We start from the raw sequence: 20639 nt of genomic DNA, 5'->3' as shown, positions 1-20639 counted from the left end.
AGGGTTCGTATTAAGTTAAAACGAGCGCGGCAGGGTTCGAACCTGCGACCAACGGATTAGAAATCCGTGGCTCTATCCACTGAGCTACGCGCCCAACATAAATTAATGGCTCCTGAAGGAGTCACCTACACTATTATATCGTCTCCACCTACCAAGAAGCAATCAAAAATTGCAGATTTACTACTAGCAAGGCTAAGATGCTAGTCGCTAGTTAGTGCAATCTACACCGAAAACGAAACAGATGGGATATTGGTTTAGATATATTGTGTTGTCAAGGGGTTATTTGCCCGTTAGCGCTAACGTCCTCTGGGCGGCTACCTTCGGGAAGGATCTGGCGATCGCTAGGCTCATTTCCACAGTATGCTAGGTAATTTCAGCCTTGGCGATGCTGCCAAATGCCATTATATATTCGATATTAAGAGTGCCCCTGTGAGGAGTTATTTGCTAGTGCCATGTTTATTCTCAAACGGCAGGATGTTGAAATATCAAGCATTCAGCACCCAAAAAAGGATCAGCAGGTGCCGATTCTCAGTTATCAAGGGCAGACTTTTCGCTTGATTAGTGTCTTCAAAGCTAGTCAAGAGGAAGAAGCTAGAGCCTTATGGAGAGAATTAACGGATAACCGGGGTAAAGCCTGTGTTTTGCTGGAGGAACCCGAACGCTTTAGCGTCTGGGGTAAAATCCGTTTAGAGCAGCTGGATAGTGACACAGGTGGTCATGGCAAAACGGCAATTTTAATCCAAGCCAGTATTTTGCTGTTGCAGGGTGTTTCTATCGACATTGAAGAGTTTTTGGGTGCTAGGCAAGCTGCATTATTTGAAAAAGATATTGCAGAAGTATTACAGCAAAAGCAATTTCCTCAAGCATCTTCCCTAGAAGCAGTTAAATATTTGGTATCTACTAATCCTTTGTCGGCAGCCAAAATACCTGATTGGCAAGAAAATCATGTAGTTATTTTGTTACAAGAACTGCATCGATTAGGAAAGGCTTATTTTGGCAATGCTAATTTTACCAAACAAGTGATTTATAAGCTAGAAGATATGCCAGAAGCCGAGCGATCGCTGTTTATCAATTGGCTAAATCAATCGCAACTGGGTAAACTATGGCAGTAGCATGGAAACTTTTTCACAAAATTCCTGCCGCTGGCACTTGCTTTTGGTGTCTGATTGTGTGTCAGTTGGCAGACACACTACTAGATATACAGTCCTTTAACTCAAAATATTGCCAGAGTGCATCTACATAGTCAAGCCCTATGAATAACTCTTACGAGAATTCGTTCCTTTCTAAATCAATTTTTACCACTCAGAACATTGTCTTAGCTAATATTGGCTGGGCCGTACTGGCACTGCTATACTTTTTGTTATTTAGTGCCAAAGTTCCCGGAGCCGATGGCATAGAAAGCCGGGCCGAGTGGTATGTGATTGGCACAAATATTTTTGAAGCTTTAGCTTATTTGGGTGCCAGTATCTTATGCTTGAGGAACTGGCTGAGTCCGCAAATCGTCAGTGGCCGGAATGTTTGGCTCTTAATTGGTTTAGGTATGCTTTCCTATTTCGTTGGGGGGATAATTTTCGGCTATACCGAAATAGTTTTAAAAGATGAACCAGATGTGTCTTTAGGCGATATATTCTTTGTACTGACTTATCTATTACTTGGCGCAGGCATGATTTTAGCTGTGGCTTCCAGGCGAATCAATCTGGAAAAATGGCAGTGGCTAATTGTGTTAGCAATTGCAGTATTCGGTAGTTTGTTGGCATGGTGGATTTCTATGCAACAGGAAACACCCTCAGAACTGCTAGTCGCTATTTTGAATTGGTTTTACGTAGTTAGCGATGTGGTTTTGTTAATTATTGCTACCACTCTACTACTAGCCTTTTGGGGGGGAAGAGTTTCCCAGTCTTGGCGAATGATTGCGGCGGCGGCCTTTTCGCTTTACATTGCAGATATGTGGTTTAAATACGCCCAAGGCCCCAGTTATCAAAGTGGGGAGATATTAGAAGTGTTTTGGGTGTTTAGTGGAGTGCTATTTGGCATGGGCGCTGTCTTAGAATATGACGCATCACTAAGACGAACGCGGCGTACCAGCGGACGGAAACGAGCTTAGTAAGGATTTTTGGTATCTACCGTGAGAAAATTAACAGACTCTGACAAGCAAGAAATTCTGAAGTTATATCGAGAGACTGCCGAAACAACCTCAACTTTGGCAGACCGCTATGGTGTGAGTAACTCGACAATTAGTCGCCTGCTAAAAAGCACTTTGCCAGAGGATGAGTATGAATACTTGGTCTCTTTAAAGCGGGCTGCGAGAACTCCTGAGGGAAGGGCACAGGTAAACTATGAGCAGTTACCGCTGCTAAGTCAACCAGAGCCGGAGATAGAAGTTCCACCCAGCGAAAGCCAACCCTTGGAGTTGCCAAAGGTTGAGCCACTACCACGTCGGGTAATTCATGTAGAGCAGGAACTTTTCTCAGAGGAAACGGCGGAGTCAATCGCCGCTAGTAGACGAGTGCGGCGACGCCCCTCGGCGTCGGAAAAACCCAAGCTCCGAGTCACAGAGAAATTAGAAACTCCAGAGCCAAAGCTGCCGGAAATAGTCAGCATTCCCATCCCACCGCTCAAGAATGAACATCCAGGAGCGGCTGTCATCGCGCACATGCTGGGCGATGATTTGCTCGACGAATCGGAGGATTTGGATGATTTAGAAGATGATGATTTAGAAGATGATGACTTTGAGGAAGAAGACTTTGATGACGATGACCTGGATGAGCAAAGACCTTTAGTTACAAAACGAAGACCAGGTGAAGCATCAGTTCAAGTTTTACCTCTGTCGATAGCCAATTTGCCCAAAACTTGCTATTTGGTCATTGACCGTTCCTCAGAATTAATTACCCGACCTCTGAAGGATTTTGGTGACTTGGGGCAAATACCCAGCCTGGAAACCCAGCAAAGAACTCTGCCGGTGTTTGATAACCATCGTGTCGCCAAGCGTTTTTCTACGAAGCGCGATCGCGTGATTAAAGTTCCTGATAGTAAAATGCTCCATAAGGCTCGGACTCATTTGCAAGCTAAGGGCATCACACGATTGCTAATTGATGGTCAGGTCTATTCCTTGTCTACGACGGTTTAGAGGTCATGGAGATACCTGTCGGCTATGGTGTGGTATTGGTGACAGCTGGCAACATACAGGAGGCAGAAGCAATTGCAAATGCTCTTGTGAAAGCTAAACTCGCTGCTTGTGTGAGTCTGTTACCAATCCACTCAATTTATACCTGGCAAGGGGAACTGCATAAAGAGCAAGAATGGCAATTACTGATTAAAACTGATTTGGCGCAATTTCCAGCAATGGAGGCCAAAATTAAGGAACTGCACTCCTATGAAGTGCCAGAAATTATTGCTTTACCAATTGTTGTCGGTTCTCAAGCCTACTTGCAGTGGATTTCTCAGCAAGTTAAAAGTAAAGAGTGAAGATTTTCATAACTCCTCACTCTTTACTCTCAACTAATAACTCTAAGCGTAAGCAGCTGCTTCAAAACGAGTTGCCAAGTTAATAATGTCCTGCTTACGAGCAATTTGGTTCATCCATTTTTGAGGAATATTTTCCACCCCGTAGTAAATTCCCGCTAACCCACCGGTGACGGCAGCGGTAGTATCGGTATCTCCGCCTAAGTTAACAGCTTTTAGTACCGCCTCAGAATAAGACGAGCTATTTAATAAACACCACAGGGATGACTCCAAGGTATCAATCACATAGCCACCAGAATTAATCTCTTCTACAGGTAACTTGGCAATCTCACCACTGAAAACTCTGCCAAAATGCGGCTTCTCTAACAAAAACTCCCGCACAGAATAAATTGTTTGGATATGTTGCAATCCTTGTAGATAAGCTGTTTGCAGGTCAGCCCCTTCCAAGAGCGCCACTGCAATACTAATATAAATGCCACAGGCCATTTGCGAACGGAGATGAGCGTGGGTAATGGAAGAAACTTGATGTACCCGTGCAATCAATTCATCCAGAGTTAAATTTTTGTGACAATAAGCCATTGGCAAGATTCTCATCAAAGAACCATTGCCATTACTATTTTCACTACTACCTCCTGCTTTCAAGGGTGGAGTTCCTTCTTTCCAGTTAACAATTGCTAAAAATGTGGTGTTACCGATATCAAATACTTCGCCTTGAGCAGTCCAGTAACTTTCGTGATACCAGCGCCAGAAGGAATTAGCAATCGCATCCAGTGAAAATCCCTCACAAAGACATTCTGCCAAGCAAAAGGTCAGCGAGCTGTCATCTGACCACGTACCAGCAGGAACATCCCAAGTTCCATAACCCAGCATTGATGTGACTGGAGATTTTACTCGTTCAGCGCGGCTGGTGAACTCCACTGGCACACCCAACGCATCACCAACACATAAACCCATCAAACCAGACAACGTTTTTGCATCGGTTAGCATTGTTCAACCAGGATGAAACTTTTCTACCACTGATTTTACTTGCGAAAAGCCGCTGATCAAACGCTTGGGATAATTTATAATTCCAAACTAGCTGTAAACAGCCCTTGCAAAACGCTCTGCCAAGTAAATAATGTCTTGTCTACGAGCAATTTGGTTCATCCATTGTTTGGGAATATTTTCCACCCCGTAGTAAATTCCTGCTAATCCACCAGTGACGGCAGCAGTAGTATCAGTATCTCCACCTAAGTTGACAGCTTTCAGTACCGCCTCAGAATAAGACGAGCTATTTAACAAACACCATAGGGATGATTCTAAGGTATCAATCACATAGCCACCAGAATTAATCTCTTCTACTGGTATCTTGGCAATCTCACCACTGAAAACTCTGCCAAAATGCGGCTTCTCTAACAAAAATTCCCTAACAGAATAAATTGTTTGGATGTCTTGTAATGCTTGTAGATAAGCTGTTTTAAGGTCAGCCCCTTCCAAGAGCGCCACTGCAATACTAATATAAATGCCACAAGCCATTTGCGATCGCGCATGAGCATGGGTAATCGCCGAAACATCATGCACCCGCGCCAGCAATTCGCCTAAAGTGAAGCTTCTGTGACAATAAGCCATCGGCAAGATTCTCATCAACGAACCATTGCCGTTACTATTTTCAACCTTACCACCCGCCTGATGGGGAACAACTCCCTGCTTCAGGCGCATAATCGCTGTGTGGGTTGTTTGACCAATATCAAAGACATCGCCACGAGGAGTCCAGTAAGCCTCCTTGTACCAGCGCCAGAAGGAATTGGCTATAGCATCCAAGGAATACCCCCTACAAAGACATTCCGCCAAGCAAAAGCTTAAGGAACTGTCATCTGACCAAGTTCCTGGTGGTTGATTCCATGTGCCATAACCCAACATCGTTGTCACTGGAGATTTTACTCGTTCAGCGCGGCTAGTAAACTCCACTGGCACACCCAACGCATCACCGACACATAAACCCATCAAACCAGACAACGTTTTTGCAGCGGTTAGCATTATTCAATCTCCACAAGAATTGCTCAAAATTAACTTTATAGATTCCCTCTATAGCTTGTTGCAACAGATGCTACAGCCTACTTTTTCATCATCTGTGAAAAGCTCGGCAAAAAATTATTAATCGGGTATTTTATTTACCAGATACTGACTCAGTTTTAGTTCCAAATATTGTGCCAGTTTTAAAAGCGTCTATTTTTGGAACAAAGAACCCGCACGAACAGACATTGAATGTAATTATAACAGTTTATTTATGATTTTCAGGGGTACTTAGCCTGCAAACATTAGGCATCAATAGCAACATTCATTTAATAAAATTTAAGAATCACTTGGAACATTATCAGTTCATTTTCGACCTGGAATATACAAGTAAAAAATACAAAATTTGGTCAAAATTATGAAGCGCTTACTCAAGTCTTTCGTGACATTTTCTGCATTGTCTTCTTTAATATTTGCTCCTTTTGTTTTATCAGCTGGTCAAGCTTCTGCTGAAACCAAAAAGGGTACTGATGCTAGTTATGTTGGTGCTGGTGTTGCAGCTGGTGTTACCAGCGGCGGACAAGGTATCAACGATGATGCTACATTTGGTGGTAATGTTACAGGTCGCGCAAAATTAGGAAATACGCCGTTTTCTGCACGCGGTAATGTCCTCTGGAGTGATAAGACAAGTGCCATAATCCCAGAACTTTCTGTGGATGTGCCTATCGCTAATAGAACTAACGCCTATTTAACTGGTGGTTATTCTTTTGTAGAAAGAGATGGCTCACCAACTCCCATAGGTAATAGAGATTCTGTAGTTGTAGGTGCTGGCGTTGAATCAGAAGTTGCTAATAACTTCCTCGTCTACACTAATGCCAAAGTAGGACTTGGTGCTTACCAAAATAGCGATGCTTCTGCTGTTAGCATCAATGGTGGTATTGGTTATCGCTTCAAATAAAAGATTATTGAGTCCTCAGTCAGTTTATACTTTACTTAGTACTCAGGACTCAGCACTAAAAACTCACTACTCCCAAAAGCTGGTTTTGCTAAGTATTACATCACTGACAAAGCCAGCTTTTGCCGTGGTAAAATTAAAATATTCCTCATTATTCCGGCCGGATTACCGGGGATAAAGTAGTCGAAGGGTGCTGATTCGGCGTCTACTAATGCTTTATTGAGAATACTATACAAGTCTAATGGTTAAATCTGCTCCTTCCCCCATCGCTAGCCGTAAGCCTTCCAAAGTAGAAGGAATCAAGGAAAATAGTAATTTTTTGCGTGAACCTGTAGCAACTGAGATCCTTCAAGACACTACCCATTTTACTGAAAATGCGGTACAGCTTTTGAAGTTTCACGGTTCTTACCAGCAGGATAACCGTGACAACCGCACCAAGGGACAGGAAAAAGATTACCAGTTTATGCTGCGGACAAAAAATCCGGGTGGTTTAGTACCGCCGCAGCTGTATCTGGCTTTAGATAAAATAGCTGATGAGTATGGCAACCACACGTTACGAGCAACTACCCGTCAAGGTTTCCAACTGCACGGTATTTTAAAGAAGAATCTTAAATCAGCAATTGCTACCATTGTCAATAATCTGGGTTCGACTTTGGGAGCTTGCGGTGACATCAACCGCAATGTGATGGCACCACCAGCCCCCTTTAAGAATCGTCCAGAGTATCAGTATGCTTGGGAATATGCCCAGAATATTGCTGACTTGCTATCAGCGCAAACAGGCGCTTATTATGAAATTTGGTTAGATGGCGAAAAAGCAATTAGTGCTGAAGAAGACCCAGAGGTGAAGGCAGCACGACAGCGCAATGGGAATGGCACAATTATCCATGACAACGAAGAACCAATTTATGGCACGCACTATATGCCCCGCAAGTTCAAAATTTGCGTGACAGTGCCAGGGGATAATTCGGTGGATTTGTATTCCCAAGACCTGACGTTGGTAGTAATTACCAATAAAAAGAAACAGTTAGAAGGATTTAATATTTTTGCTGGTGGTGGTTTAGGTAGAACCCACGGTAAAGAAGAAACTTTCGCTAGGTTAGCAGACCCCATCGGTTATGTGGCGAAAGATGACGTTTATAACGTAGTGAAAGCGATTGTTGCTACTCAGAGAGATTATGGCGATCGCACCGATCGTCGTCATGCCAGATTAAAATATTTAATCCACGATTGGGGCGTAGATAAATTCCGCACCCAAGTTGAAGAATATTTTGGTAAAGCAATTGAAGCCTTCAAACCACTACCAGAGTTTAAATATCACGACTTCCTCGGCTGGAATGAACAAGGTGATGGCAAGCTATTCTTAGGAATTTCCATTGACAATGGTCGAGTCAAGGATGAAGGTTCGTTTCAACTGAAAACCGCTTTGCGGGAAATTGTCGAACAGTTCAACTTACCCATCCGCCTGACATCGAACCAAAACGTGATTTTTTACGATATCGAACCAGATAGCAAGGAAGCTATTCAAGACATTCTCAGCCGTCACGGTGTGGGAGATGAACCCAGTAAAATCGAACCTTTAGTGCGGTATGCAATGGCTTGTCCGGCTTTACCCACTTGCGGCTTGGCAATCACGGAATCAGAACGGGCAATACCGGGTATTTTGGAGCGCATTCGCACTCTGTTGGATAAACTAGGTTTACAAAAAGAACATTTTGTGGTAAGGATGACAGGATGCCCCAATGGCTGCGCTCGTCCTTACTTGGCAGAATTGGCTTTTGTCGGTAGCGCTCCAGAATCTTACCAATTATGGTTAGGGGGTTCACCAAATCAGACTCGATTGGCACAACCTTATATAGAAAAGCTGCACCATAATGACCTAGAAAGCTTCTTAGAACCGATTTTTGTTTACTTTAAGAAATCTCGGAAATCAAAGGAAAGCTTTGGTGATTTTTGCGATCGCGTTGGTTTTGATGCCATCCGCGAATTTGCTGCTAGCTACGAACCGCAAACAGCTAATGGTGCAAACAAATCGCGCCATCGGGTCAATTTGAAAGAAGAGGTTTATAGTAAGTTGAAGGAAGTAGCAGAAAGCCAAGGTAAGCCGATGACTCAGTTGGTGACTGAAGCGCTAGAGGTTTACTTCCAGAATCTTTCGTAAGCCGAATAGATAATTAAACCGTGAATGGACACAGATGGACTTATCTGTGTCCATCTTTGATTTGATATTCTTGAAATTTCCAAATCCCATGTCTCAACTGCAAAGAATTGCGATCGCACCCTCCCAACTGCAACAAGGGCAAATTTTACTCACCAAAGAACAACAGCATTATTTGAGGCGTGTGTTGCGCTTGCATGAAGGCGATCGCTTTATTGCAATGGATGGTAAGGGAAAATGGTGGTTAGCGCAGTTAACAGGAGAACAAGCACAGGTTTTAGAACCACTTTTAGTAGAAACTGAATTACCTGTATCAATTACGCTGATGGTGGCGTTGCCCAAAGGCAATGGATTTGATGAAGTGGTACGGTGTTGTACAGAATTGGGAGTAGCTTGTATTGTACCCGTGTTGAGCGATCGCACTTTACTTCATCCTAGTCCTCAAAAGCTCGAACGCTGGCGGCGCATCGCTGCGGAAGCCGCTGAACAATCAGAGCGCTCTTTTGTGCCGACAATTTTAGAACCTGTTGCTTTTAATACTGCCGTCACCGCGAATCAGACAAGTCACCGTTACATTTGTGAGGCTCGTGGAGAGTATCCCCATTTAAGCAAGGTGCTGAGTAGCATTTCTGAGGAGATTGTCATTGCTACTGGGCCAGAAGGGGGATGGACAACACAAGAAATTGAAAATGCGAAGTCAGCCGGATTTCAACCTGTTTCCCTTGGTCGGCGCATCCTGAGAGCAGTTACAGCCCCAGTAGTAGCATTATCCTTGATTACCGCAACTTGTGAAGTATAAATGATTTATAGCTCACGCAAAATTACTTTTGCGCGAGACATCACTCCAACGTGTATTTAAAGTAAGTGATGATTGAGCAAGTTGCGATCGCCTTTGAGCATAAAGACTATCAAACAGCTGCTAAATTACTCAAACAGCTGCAAAAAGAATCACCCGAAAATCCTTGGGTGCAATATTATCTCGCTCGGCTAAATGAAGTATCTGAAAAGCACCAAGATGCAGAAAAAATTTATCGACAACTGCTGCGAGATACAAGGAATGCCAAAATAGTAACGCTCGCACGCCAAGGTTTGCGACGGCTACAAGAAATGGAACTAGAAGAAAGACAAAGAGCTATTTCTCAAGCAACGGCCCAAGCAAGTGACATTGAACTTGGCGTACTAGTCTTAGAGCCACTCAGTACCGAGATAAAAACAGAAGCGTCTCGAAAATTTGCCCAGATTATGCAGCTAGACCCCTACACTGCACGATTAATACTGCCAAGTCGTGGCTGGAGGTTGTACCGCACTGGCCAAATAGGAGAACTAAAATTTTATGGCAAACAGCTACAGCAGGCTGGTATTCCTTGCTTTTGGGCAACGATAGCGCAAATTCAGCAAATTCAAGTTTATCAAGTCAAACATTTTCAAGCATCTACCCCACAAGCTACTGTTGTTTGCCGAAACGAGGTAAATCAACTTGGTTCTCTCACTTTTGACTGGTCAGAAGTCACAGCAAGAGTAGTAGGACTTTTGCCCATTTTTGAACAAGTTGTAGATGTTGATGCCCGCCGGAAACTGGAATGGAAAACTCAAACACAAGACTATGCTCAGTTTTGTGATTTACACATATCTGGTAGACGTTCCATTCTCCGACTTTATGATAACGGCTATGAATTTCAGCAAGGTTTAGAAATCATTCCTCAAGCTAACCAAAATACAATCAGAATTAATTGGAATAGTTTATCAAGTTGGATTGACCAGCAACTACCTCAAGTCAAAATCTGGTCAGATTTCACGTCTTTTGCAGATACAACATTAGATCAAACAGAAATGTTGAGTCATATCAAGTCTCACATCGAGCTGTTTCGTAGGGAACAGACTAATTGGGATTCAGCTTTTCATTTGTATAGTGGACTGGTGTTTGTTAAATAATTCGTAATTTGTAATTCGTAAACTTTAAGAAGTAAGTTGACAAATCAAATAGGAGTTTTCTATGAATACAGTAAGTGCTAAAAATCTAAAGTTAGGCGGTTTGTACGTTCAATCCCCTCAAGGAGAACAACTAGTTTTTCCACTCAAGTATACAGAAGTTCTAGCAAAAATTGCCGGTAATTTATCACGAGTTGATGTCATCCAAAGCTTTGAAAATCCCTTCACACAGCCTTTAGAAGCAGTCTATATTTTTCCGTTACCCGATGAGGCGGCCGTTGATGACATGGAAATCAAAATAGGCGATCGCATCATCAAAGGTAATATTAAAAAACGTGAAGAAGCTGTAGCCATCTACGAAAAGGCAAAACAAGAAGGACGCACCGCCGGACTTCTAGAACAGGAACGAGACAACATTTTCACGCAATCTCTGGCTAACATCAAACCTGGCGAACAAATTGATGTCACAATTCGTTACACCGAAAGTTTAAAATTTGAGGCGGGAAACTATGAATTTGTTTTCCCGATGGTGGTGGGGCCAAGATATATTCCGGGAACGCCGATAGATGCTAGTGGTGATACAGACCAAGTTCCTGATGCTTCTCGCATCACACCGCCTGTAGTCTCAGAAGGAACGCGCTCGCGTCACAATATTAATGTCACAGTCGAAATTGATGCGGGTTTGCCAATTTCCGAAGTGCGTTCTCCTTCCCATCAATTAAAAATTGAACACTCAGGTCAAATTGTGCGGATTCAATTAGCTGGAGAAGATACAATTCCCAACAAAGATTTAATTCTCCGCTATCAAGTTTCTGGTAAAGAAACTCAATCCACAGTATTAAGCCAAACCGACGATCGCGGCGGACATTTTGCAATATACCTGATTCCAGCTTTGGAATATTCCACTGATGAGATTGTCCCCAAAGATGTCGTATTTTTGGTGGATACTTCTGGTTCCCAATCTGGCGATCCGTTGCAAAAGTGTCAGGAATTGATGCGGCGATTTATCAATGGTTTGAATCCCAACGATACTTTCACAATTATCGATTTTTCCGATAGAGTTAGGCAGTTATCGCCAACACCTCTGCCGAATACATTAGAAAATCGTACCAAAGCGATCGCTTACATTAACAATTTACAAGCTGATGGCAGCACAGAAATGCTCAGTGGCATTCGTACAGCCATAAATTTCCCCACACCAGTCGGAAGATTACGCAGCGTTGTACTTCTAACTGATGGCTATATCGGCAACGAAAATGAGATTTTAGCAGAAGTACAACAGCACCTCCAACCAGCAAATCGCCTTTATAGTTTCGGTGCTGGTAGTTCAGTTAACCGTTTTTTACTGAATCGCATCGCCGAAATTGGCCGGGGAATATCTAGAATTATTCGTCATGATGAACCCACGGAAGAGGTTGCCGAAAAGTTTTACAGGCAAATTAACAATCCTGTACTCACAAATATTCAAATTTCTTGGCAAGGTGACACAGAATCGCCTGTGATTTACCCAGCCATAGCGCCTGATTTATTTTGCGAACAACCATTAGTTTTATTTGGTCGCAAACAGGATAGAGTTAGCGGAAATCTGCAAATTTCCGGCATTGCTGCGGGCGATAAGCACTATGAAAAAACGTTTAACCTCAAATTTGAGGAAACAGGAAATCTTGCTGTAGCGCAGTTATGGGGACGTGCTTGCATCAAAGATTTGATGAATCAAATGGTGAGTTTTGAAACTAAAGCTGATGTGGAAGCGGTTACAGAAACAGCCTTAACTTATCAACTGCTTTCTCAATACACCGCTTTTGTGGCTGTCAGCGATGACGTGCGAGTTGAACCAGGAAACGAATATCTGTCTATGCAGGTACCAGTGGAAATGCCTGAAGCAGTTAGTTACCAAGGAGTGTTTGGTAATGCTCCGGCTGGTGGTTTTGCGCCTCAAATGAAATTCTCAAAGTTATCAGCGCCAGCTTCAGCAGAAGCTCCAGATTTTCTTCGGCAAAAGCGATCGCCACAATCTCCAGTACCCAAAGAAGTGGAGATATCTTTGAGCTTTGATTTAGAGGAGATGGAACAAGATGAAATATTAGACGCAGCTATCAACCATCAGTTAGAGGTCATCAGCATCACTGGCTTGGATAATACAGAAATTGCTGATCTAACCCGACACCTTCAGCAACTAAACTTTCCTTCAGGCTTCAGTGGTGAAATCGTCTTTGAGTTCACCGTCAAGAAAGGTCGGGTAGAAAGGGTAGTTTTGGATGAAGAAACCTCCACCTTAAAAGATCCAGTTGTAGTGGAGAAAATTAAGCGATCGCTCCTACTTTGGAGAGTTTCCCCATCTACAACTGGCAAAGTTATCTTAACCTTGCATCTTCACGTTTAATCTCTAGAGACCGTAATTTTACGGTCTCTATGAATTATTTAGGTGTTTTAATCTGACGTGCCATATCTAGATAAGCACTCATATTAGCTCCTGGACGACGACGACCATTAGAACTAGTAGTCGAAGGAGCAAGATATTTTGGTGCAAAGGTTGTTTCAGTAGGCTGCTCTTTGAGTACTTTGGCTGCTGCGGCTTTTGCTTTTTTGCCCGGTTCAACTTTCAGACCTTCAGCAGTCTGGACTAGTTGAACATCGGCTGGTTTGGGATTTTTAGCTGATTTTTCCTTATCCTTAGTCTTAGCCGCGGCAGTTTTTGTTCCGTTCAATGAATCTGGCTTAGATGGAGTTGGTGCTTCTGATGTAATTGTCTCTGCTACTTTCTTAGCATTCGATGCAACTGTGGATGTAACTGTCTCTGCTACTTTCTTTGCATTCGATGCTACCTCTTTAGCAGCATCTTTGGCAGCATCTTTAGCTTCGTCCAATTCTAAGAAGTAGCCGTTGCTTTTGTTCTTCCCTGGTAACAGTCCGGTAATGAAACCCAAAATACCGCCAAGGAAACCCTGAATACCCGAAATTAACTTTTTGATAAAATCCATTACAATTACTCCTGCCTTTTACCTTTTATATTTTGAACTCGACCGTAATTGTTAAAAATTACGACAAAATGTTACATTTTCTACTTGGTGTCACGCCGTTTTGGTGACAACCCTTATAGGTTTGTGCTTAATTAACATTGTAGTAAAACCACAGGGCAAATGTTCTATTGCAAGCATTTGCAACCTGTACATACCGAGAACTAATTATTAAATTTTACTGTAGCTAAGAGCAAGATTCTGAAAGCAAGCTTTACAAGAATTAACATTTCTTTGTTTGGTAAATACCCAATTGAAGTTAAGCAAGCAGCTTACTCTCAACCAGTGCAAGGAGTGTCATAGCCTATTGGCAGATGGCGAGATTAATTAGTTAAATTTTATACAAACTATTTTTGGAAGCATTTCTGTTTTGCAAAAATATCTTTTAAAGAATCCGAAAAGCAATAGCTTCAGTTTGTAGAGCAGTATGTACCTACAAAAGTGAAATACACCCGTTAATTCAGCCAGATTTTGTAAATGAACATTGAAAATCAACAACGCAATCCTGTTTTGTTAATACACGGCATTGACGACACAGAGGCAGTTTTTCATAAAATGAGGCCATACCTTATACAACAGGGTTGGTCTGTGTATAGCCTGAATCTTGTTCCTAATAATGGTGATATGGGTCTTGATGAATTGGCAAAACAAGTAGCCGATTATGTTACAGCTACCTTTGCACCAGAACAACGCCTAGATTTAATCGGCTTCAGCATGGGAGGAATTGTCAGCCGTTACTATGTCCAGCGATTGGGAGGAATTAGCCGCGTGCAGCGGTTTCTTACCATCTCTTCACCCCATTATGGAACTGTTGTTGCTTATGCTTCCCGCCGTCTTGGTTGCCTACAAATGCGCCCTGACAGCATTTTTCTCAAGGATTTAAATTCTGATGCTGTAATATTGGGGCAGCTAGATTTTACGTCTATCTGGACACCTTATGATTTAATGATTGTCCCAGCAAATAGTTCACAAATGCCGATAGGAAGCCAAGTAATAGTACCAGTTACTCTACATCCTTGGATGCTGACAGACTCCAGGAGTTTAGCAGTAGTCACAGCAGCTTTAGCAAAGCCTATTAAACTACCCTTGCTGAAGGAAAAATCCAGTCAGTAGCCAGGATGCTTATTACACTTGCATTTCTTTATTTTTAATTTTTAAGTCTTAATTCTTAAGTCCTATCCCCAATTTGTGTATGTTCGTAACTCCCAAAAATCGCCTCTGGGTGACGATAATACTTGAACTCCATGAGATTATAAAAAGGATCTTCTAAAAAGAAAGTGCGATGCTCAAGAGGAGAACCAACAAAGCGATTTTTGGTTTCTTCGCGAAAAAGTAACTGTTGTTGTTGTGCCCTTTCTAGTAAGTCTTGCCAGTCATGTTCTTGGGTAAAAATTAGCCCAAAGTGTCTGGGATAGATAGTGGGTTGCGGTGTCAAGAGTTCTTTAGTGACGTGAGCCACTAGTTGATGACCGTAGAGGTTGAGAATCAGGGCATGGTGGTTTTCACGACCAGGAATGCAGCCCAAGCCATCTACGTAATACGCTTTTGTTTGGGAAATATCAGTCACAGGAAAAGCCAGATGAAATAAAGTTTGGCTCATAGCTTGTGTGGAAAAGACTAGTAGTTGATACTATCTATAATTTATGCTGTTAAATTTTGATTGTGGTTAACTTGAACACAGTTTTTATTGACATTAACTTATATTCTTTATCCTTATAACTAAGATTGGGGACTGAGTAACACTTCAGCCGTTGTACCATGCGGCTACGGACTTTGCCTTCTGTCTACATAATTTACACTTAATTCTTTAGGTAACTACTTTGGCTTGTGTAGTTATACTAATTTAGGTTTGCATAGGCAGGTTTTTAGGAACGTAGATTTAATAACTTACAACTTTCATCGGGTGTGTTGAGAACTTAAAGCACCATAATAAAGTGCTTTGGGTGCGTTACGCACTCGAAGAGTCCACCCAACTCAATAGAAGTTTTGCATTTTGTTTAATCCACGTTCTTTAGCCAATATTGCAGTGTATATCTAAGAGATTGTTTGTAGTTTTACACTCAGCTTTCAGGGTGATGCCTACGCGATTCAGTTAATAATACAAACATATTACTTGATCTAGAGAGGTTTCAGAAATTAAGCACTAAGCATGACAAATTCGTTATTCTGTTGATATTCAGACAAAATTACTCATAATTAATTGCTGATGTCATCCTTAATTGATTCTGTAAATCCCTGGTTAGTAGCAGTAGTATTAAACACAATTTTATTGGGTTTAGCTTGGATTGCTCCGAAAAAGCTACTTACCCCTGCTGGATTATTCCACGCCTGGTTCCTGTCCATCTTAATTTGGGTAACTCTAGGCTGGCAAGGATATGCAGTAGTAATGTTCTATTTTTTGGTTGGTTCTGGCGTTACCCGCATCGGTATGGCGCAGAAAGAGGCAGAAGGAATTGCCGAAAAGCGTTCTGGGGCAAGAGGCCCAGAAAATGTTTGGGGTTCGGCCTTGACTGGAGCGTTGTGTGCTTTGGGAGTAGGGATGATCAATTCGGGATTTATTGTCCCTAGTCCCCAATTCCTAATCCCCAATCCCCAGTCCCTATTATTGTTAGCCTATGTAGCGAGTTTCAGTACCAAGCTGGCTGACACCACTGCTAGTGAAGTTGGTAAAGCTTATGGTAAAAGCACCTTTTTGATTACCACACTCCAACCAGTGCCACGGGGTACAGAAGGGGCGGTAAGCTTGGAGGGAACTTTAGCTGGTATCGTAGCTTCTGTAGCGATCGCATTTGTGGGTTGGGGAGTTGGTTTAATTGATCTATTAGGAGTTGCTTGGTGTGTAGTGGCAGCATTTATTGCCACTAACTTAGAAAGTGTAATTGGGGCAACACTGCAATCTAAGTATACCTGGCTGACCAATGAAGTGGTAAATATTTTTAATACATTAATCGGTGCGATCGCAGCTGTGCTACTTGCTTGGACATGGATAAGTTTCATTAAGTAGACTGACGAGAATAAACAATTACTCATTTAAGTGGGGCATTGAGCAAAACAATTTCGTTAGCGGATAGCTAGGGTTTAGCCCGTTCCCAGTTCCGAGTAAAGAAGTTAGATTCCCCACTCAGCACTCCTGAAGGGCATTGGGAGAAAATAAGCAATCTACCTGACTACTGCGCTACTGCTGATATTTTCAATCCTGTTTTGTCCCCGCTAGGCTGTAAAAGTGATTGGGTGAAATTATATTGTTTACTAGCTATATAATTTTTTGACTATTTAGATGTAATTAGTTCATGGAATCTTTATCATTTTTATCCATCAACGACCAGATGATTTCTATATGATTTAATTTAAAAGTCCTATAAGTGTTTAACCATTTTCACATAATTAGTTCATGGAATCTTTATCATTTTTGACAATTAATGACCAAATAATTTCTATTGAGGAAGCAGTAAAATACCTGCAAGCCTCTGGAAAATTGGGACAGTTCATTGGGGATATTCTCCGGCAGTACGTAATTGAGGCAGAAATCCGAACCCGAGACGATATTGAAATTGGCACCGCAATAACTGAACAGTCAATTATTGACTTTAGGCTGAAAAATCAACTGACTGATCCCCAAAATTTTCAAGAATGGTTAAAGACAAATAACACAGATTACGCAACCTTTCACACATCAGTTACTTTTGGTTACAAGTTAGAAAAACTGAAAGCTGTAGTGACGGAAACAAAACTCCAAGAATATTTTATTGAGCGCAAGCTTTTTTTAGATCGGGTAGTACTTTCGCGGATTGTTGTTGATAATCGAGAATTGGCAGACGAACTCCATACCCAAATTGAAGAAGGAGGTAGTTTTGAGCAACTAGCTAAAGAGTATTCCCTTTCAGATGACCGAATTGTGAACGGCATGATGGGAATCGTCAGCCGAGGCAGTATGCCGGATATATTACGGGCAGCTATTGATGTGGCCAGTCCTGGACAATTGGTAGGACCAATAGAAATCGTTGGCAAAGACTCTCCCCAGGGAGAAGGACCTTATGGTTTGTTTCGAGTAGAACAATTTCTGCCAGCGTCTTTAGAAGATACTCAACTAAAGCAAGCACTACAAAATGAGTTGTTTGAGAAATGGCTAGCAGAGAAAATTCAAAAACTGACAGTCAAGTTACAAGTGAGTTAAAAATTCTGGAAAATGAATCTTTACGATTAAAAGTGCTAGCTTCTTTGCCTTGGAATCAACCACCACTATGCTGGCTGACTCCTGAACAACAATCCCGATTGGAAAATGAGTGCCAAACCCGTCAGTATCGTCTAGGAGAAAAAATCTGGTCAAACGATGTCGGCGGTTATCAATTCTTAATTGTGGCTGGGAAAGTCCGCTTACGAGAAGAAGGGGTTGGCAAACCAATAGCCGCCCTAGATGTGGGGGATTGGTTTGGTGACTTTCAAAAGCTGTCTGCGGATTTTAAAGCTGTAGCCGCTAGTAAAGAAGTGGTAGTAGTGTGTTGGGAAACAGCGCTGTGGGCAGAATTTTCTCACCCACAAATTCGGGAGTTCTGGCAAGTGTTACCAGTGGACATGCAAGGAGAAAGGGAGACATTTTCCTTCTCTTCCACTCCTTCACTAGCGCCAGCCTCAGAAGGGACTTCCAGCCCCCACAGCCTCCAGCCCCAAAGAGGACTCCCAGCCGCCAATCTAATCATCTCAAATTATCCGTTTGTTGCTAGCTGGAACACTGCTGCTGCCTGTTTAACAATGGTGGCGCAACAGTTAGAAAATTCTGTGCAACTAGAATGGGTGCAGCGCCAACTCAGAGGACAACGCCCAAAACAGGTTGTGGAAGCAGCAGAAAAGTTAGGGTTAGTGTTGCGGCGGTTACAAGTGAGTTGGAGTGAGTTGCGACAGTTGTCATTTCCAGCTTTATTGCTGTGGAATTCTGACTCACCCCAGAGTCCTTCCTGGGTGGTAGCTTATGGAGTTAAAGGCGATCGCTTAATTATCGCTAACCCTCTAAATCCCGAACGAACTTGTGAAAGCTTGCCGCAGTCAATAGTTGAGGCGTCTTGGGATGGACGATTGTGGCAAGTAGAACTCATATCCCAGCAAGAAAAATTTAACCTCAGTTGGTTTACCCCAGCAGTTTGGAAGTATAAGGGATTGCTCACAGAAGTATTGTTAGCATCTTTTACCTTGCAGCTTTTGGGGTTAACAACACCGCTAATTACGCAAGTCGTCATTGATAAAGTGATGGTGCAAGGGAGTTTGCCGACTCTTGATGTCATGGCGATCGCACTTTTATGCGTAGCCATATTTGAGTCCATACTGGGCATTCTGCGCCTATTCATTTTTACCCATACAGCTCGTCGTCTGGATTTAAGTTTATCAGCACAGCTATTTCGCCACCTGATGCGTCTGCCTTTGGCTTATTTTGAGTCGCGGCGCGTTGGAGACACAATCGCACGAGTCCAGGAACTCGAACAAATTCGTCAGTTTCTCACAGGTACAGCATTAACTGTAATTCTAGATAGCATCTTTGCTGTGGTGTACCTGGCATTGATGTTTTACTATAACGTCCCACTCACCTTTGTCGCCTTAGCAGTACTGCCGCTATTTGCCACATTGACGATAGTTGCAACACCAATTCTGCGTAACTGGCTCAACGAAACTTTTAACCGGAGTGCCGATAGTCAATCGTTTTTAGTCGAGACAATCACCGGAATTCACTCCGTTAAAGCCCATGCAGCCGAACCAGTAGCCCGCGATCGCTGGGAAGGCTTATTTGCCCGCTTCATTCGCACAGGTTTTAAAGCCTCTACTACCTCCAATATCAGCAGCAACCTTGGTGACTTTCTCACCAATTTATCCACCATGCTGATTCTCTGGTTTGGCGCGAAGTTAGTCATCGAACAAAAGCTCACAATCGGACAGCTTGTTGCATTTCAAATGTTGTCTGGTAGAGTCACAGGCCCGCTTTTGCGCTTAGTACAGTTGTGGCAAAACCTTCAACAAGTGCTACTTTCTGTAGATCGCATTGGTGATATTCTCAACGTCTCCCCAGAAGCTGAACTGGGAACTGGTCTAGTTTTACCACCACTGAAAGGACAAGTCACCTTCGAGCAAGTATTTTTCCGCTACCGGCCAAACTTTGAAGCAATTCTGCGGGGAATCTCTTTCAATGCCGAACCAGGGCAATTTGTTGGCATTGTCGGACGCAGCGGTTCTGGTAAAAGTACTTTGTCTAAGCTATTGCAACGCCTCTATCAAATTGAATCAGGACGCATCCTTATTGATGGTTTTGATATAAAAAGTGCCGATTTAGCCTCACTGCGGCAACAAGTTAGTGTAGTTCTTCAAGAAGACTTTTTATTCAACGGTTCGATTTTGGAAAATATCACTCTCGGTACTCCTGACATTACCGCAGAGCAAGTAGTAGAGGCAGCAAGATTAGCAGTAGCCCACGACTTCATCAGTCAATTACCGTACGGTTACGAAACCAATGTTGGTGAACGCGGTACCGCTTTATCTGGCGGACAAAGACAACGTATTGCCCTCGCAAGACTATTTCTTTCCCAAGCACCGATTTTAGTTTTGGATGAAGCTACCAGCGCTTTGGATAGTGAAACTGAACAACAAGTGCTGCAAAACCTGCAAAAAATTTCCGCAAACCGTACTGTGTTCCTGATTGCTCACCGCTTTGCCCCCCTCAAACGTGCTGATTTGATTTTGGTGTTAGAGCAAGGCGTGATTGCCGAACGTGGTACTCACTCAGAGTTGTTGCAACAAAAAGGTTTGTATTGGTCACTATATCAACGCCAGCAAGCAAATATATAGTAGATTTAACTAGCTCAAAGCTTGTAGCTATATAAAAGATCAACGTCTGAAAAGCAGCTTAAGGATAGTTTTTGGCGAATGGAGTGTAACTTCATTCGCCATTTGAATTTGGTTACTTTTAGAGCCAGCGATCACAGTAGTTTTAAGAGTAGTGGAAGTAACAAGCATACTACGCAAGCGATCGCTGCTGTTCAACCAGACCTAATAATTCAAAATGCTGTCAATCCAAGTTCCGGGTCAGTGTAGACTTAAACTCTAATATCTGGAAAAATGCCAAGGAGATTGCTGGTAACAGTAAAGATCA

At 42.6% G+C, this 20639-nt stretch carries 17 protein-coding genes and 1 tRNA gene; 13 read left to right on the top strand and 5 right to left on the bottom strand.

Going from position 1 to position 20639, the window contains the following annotated elements; translation table 11 throughout:
- Positions 1-21: 21 nt before the first annotated feature.
- A tRNA-Arg gene (locus HWQ44_RS08925) sits at positions 22-94 on the bottom strand.
- A 358-nt stretch (positions 95-452) separates the two neighbouring features.
- Between HWQ44_RS08925 and HWQ44_RS08920 the strand changes: the two genes are divergently transcribed.
- The 4 genes from HWQ44_RS08920 (at position 453) to cutA (ending at position 3465) form a co-directional block, all read left to right on the top strand.
- A complete protein-coding gene (locus HWQ44_RS08920; protein WP_292717686.1) occupies positions 453-1112 on the top strand; it encodes an Npun_F0813 family protein in 660 nt (219 codons plus the stop codon).
- 140 nt (positions 1113-1252) lie between these two features.
- Positions 1253-2104, top strand: a complete 852-nt coding sequence (locus HWQ44_RS08915) for a hypothetical protein (protein ID WP_292717684.1) — start codon at positions 1253-1255, stop codon at positions 2102-2104.
- 21 nt (positions 2105-2125) lie between these two features.
- Positions 2126-3127: a transposase gene (locus tag HWQ44_RS08910; protein WP_292717682.1), complete on the top strand. Its 1002-nt coding sequence runs from the start codon at positions 2126-2128 to the stop codon at positions 3125-3127.
- A gap of 5 nt (positions 3128-3132) precedes the next feature.
- Positions 3133-3465 (top strand): divalent-cation tolerance protein CutA, encoded by a 333-nt coding sequence (gene cutA / locus HWQ44_RS08905; protein WP_292717680.1) that lies wholly within the window; start codon positions 3133-3135, stop codon positions 3463-3465.
- A gap of 42 nt (positions 3466-3507) precedes the next feature.
- Here the strand turns inward: cutA and HWQ44_RS08900 are convergent, their stop codons facing one another.
- Both HWQ44_RS08900 and HWQ44_RS08895 read right to left on the bottom strand, forming a co-directional pair.
- Positions 3508-4449 (bottom strand): ADP-ribosylglycohydrolase family protein, encoded by a 942-nt coding sequence (locus HWQ44_RS08900; RefSeq protein WP_292717679.1) that lies wholly within the window; start codon positions 4447-4449, stop codon positions 3508-3510.
- An 87-nt stretch (positions 4450-4536) separates the two neighbouring features.
- Complete coding sequence (locus HWQ44_RS08895) at positions 4537-5478, bottom strand: ADP-ribosylglycohydrolase family protein (protein WP_292717677.1); 942 nt, start codon at positions 5476-5478, stop codon at positions 4537-4539.
- Positions 5479-5872: 394 nt separating this feature from the next.
- Between HWQ44_RS08895 and HWQ44_RS08890 the strand changes: the two genes are divergently transcribed.
- The 5 genes from HWQ44_RS08890 to HWQ44_RS08870 all read left to right on the top strand — a co-directional run bounded on the left by HWQ44_RS08890 (position 5873) and on the right by HWQ44_RS08870 (position 12876).
- Positions 5873-6412 carry a hypothetical protein gene (locus tag HWQ44_RS08890; RefSeq protein ID WP_292717675.1) on the top strand — a complete coding sequence of 180 codons (540 nt, stop codon included), beginning with the start codon at positions 5873-5875 and terminating at the stop codon, positions 6410-6412.
- Between the two features lie 238 nt (positions 6413-6650).
- The gene (gene sir, locus HWQ44_RS08885; protein ID WP_292717673.1) at positions 6651-8567 is read left to right on the top strand and encodes a sulfite reductase, ferredoxin dependent; all 1917 of its coding nucleotides are present in this window, start codon (positions 6651-6653) and stop codon (positions 8565-8567) included.
- An 88-nt stretch (positions 8568-8655) separates the two neighbouring features.
- Positions 8656-9363, top strand: a complete 708-nt coding sequence (locus tag HWQ44_RS08880; RefSeq protein ID WP_292717671.1) for a 16S rRNA (uracil(1498)-N(3))-methyltransferase — start codon at positions 8656-8658, stop codon at positions 9361-9363.
- A 68-nt stretch (positions 9364-9431) separates the two neighbouring features.
- A complete protein-coding gene (locus HWQ44_RS08875) occupies positions 9432-10496 on the top strand; it encodes a tetratricopeptide repeat protein (protein ID WP_292717670.1) in 1065 nt (354 codons plus the stop codon).
- 61 nt (positions 10497-10557) lie between these two features.
- Positions 10558-12876 carry a VIT domain-containing protein gene (locus HWQ44_RS08870; RefSeq protein WP_292717668.1) on the top strand — a complete coding sequence of 773 codons (2319 nt, stop codon included), beginning with the start codon at positions 10558-10560 and terminating at the stop codon, positions 12874-12876.
- 34 nt (positions 12877-12910) lie between these two features.
- On the opposite strand, the gene HWQ44_RS08865 is transcribed toward HWQ44_RS08870, so the two are convergent.
- Entirely contained in the window at positions 12911-13474 is a 564-nt protein-coding gene (locus HWQ44_RS08865; protein ID WP_292717666.1) for a hypothetical protein, read from the bottom strand.
- 513 nt (positions 13475-13987) lie between these two features.
- Here HWQ44_RS08865 and HWQ44_RS08860 point away from each other — a divergent pair.
- The gene (locus HWQ44_RS08860) at positions 13988-14623 is read left to right on the top strand and encodes a triacylglycerol lipase (protein WP_292717665.1); all 636 of its coding nucleotides are present in this window, start codon (positions 13988-13990) and stop codon (positions 14621-14623) included.
- Positions 14624-14678: 55 nt separating this feature from the next.
- On the opposite strand, the gene HWQ44_RS08855 is transcribed toward HWQ44_RS08860, so the two are convergent.
- The gene (locus HWQ44_RS08855) at positions 14679-15110 is read right to left on the bottom strand and encodes a VOC family protein (protein WP_292717663.1); all 432 of its coding nucleotides are present in this window, start codon (positions 15108-15110) and stop codon (positions 14679-14681) included.
- 606 nt (positions 15111-15716) lie between these two features.
- On the opposite strand from HWQ44_RS08855, the gene HWQ44_RS08850 reads away from it, so the two are divergent.
- From HWQ44_RS08850 to HWQ44_RS08840, 3 genes are all read left to right on the top strand, one after another.
- Positions 15717-16514, top strand: coding sequence for a TIGR00297 family protein (locus HWQ44_RS08850; RefSeq protein WP_292717661.1), 798 nt, complete (start codon positions 15717-15719; stop codon positions 16512-16514).
- A gap of 387 nt (positions 16515-16901) precedes the next feature.
- A complete protein-coding gene (locus tag HWQ44_RS08845; RefSeq protein ID WP_292717659.1) occupies positions 16902-17684 on the top strand; it encodes a peptidylprolyl isomerase in 783 nt (260 codons plus the stop codon).
- Positions 17633-20335: a type I secretion system permease/ATPase gene (locus tag HWQ44_RS08840; protein ID WP_292717657.1), complete on the top strand. Its 2703-nt coding sequence runs from the start codon at positions 17633-17635 to the stop codon at positions 20333-20335. The genes HWQ44_RS08845 and HWQ44_RS08840 overlap by 52 nt, the downstream gene beginning before the upstream one ends.
- Positions 20336-20639 lie beyond the last annotated feature (304 nt).

The organism is Nostoc sp. JL34, assembly GCF_017114945.1.
GTDB lineage: Bacteria > Cyanobacteriota > Cyanobacteriia > Cyanobacteriales > Nostocaceae > Nostoc.
This window is presented reverse-complemented; position numbering and strand designations above follow the sequence as displayed.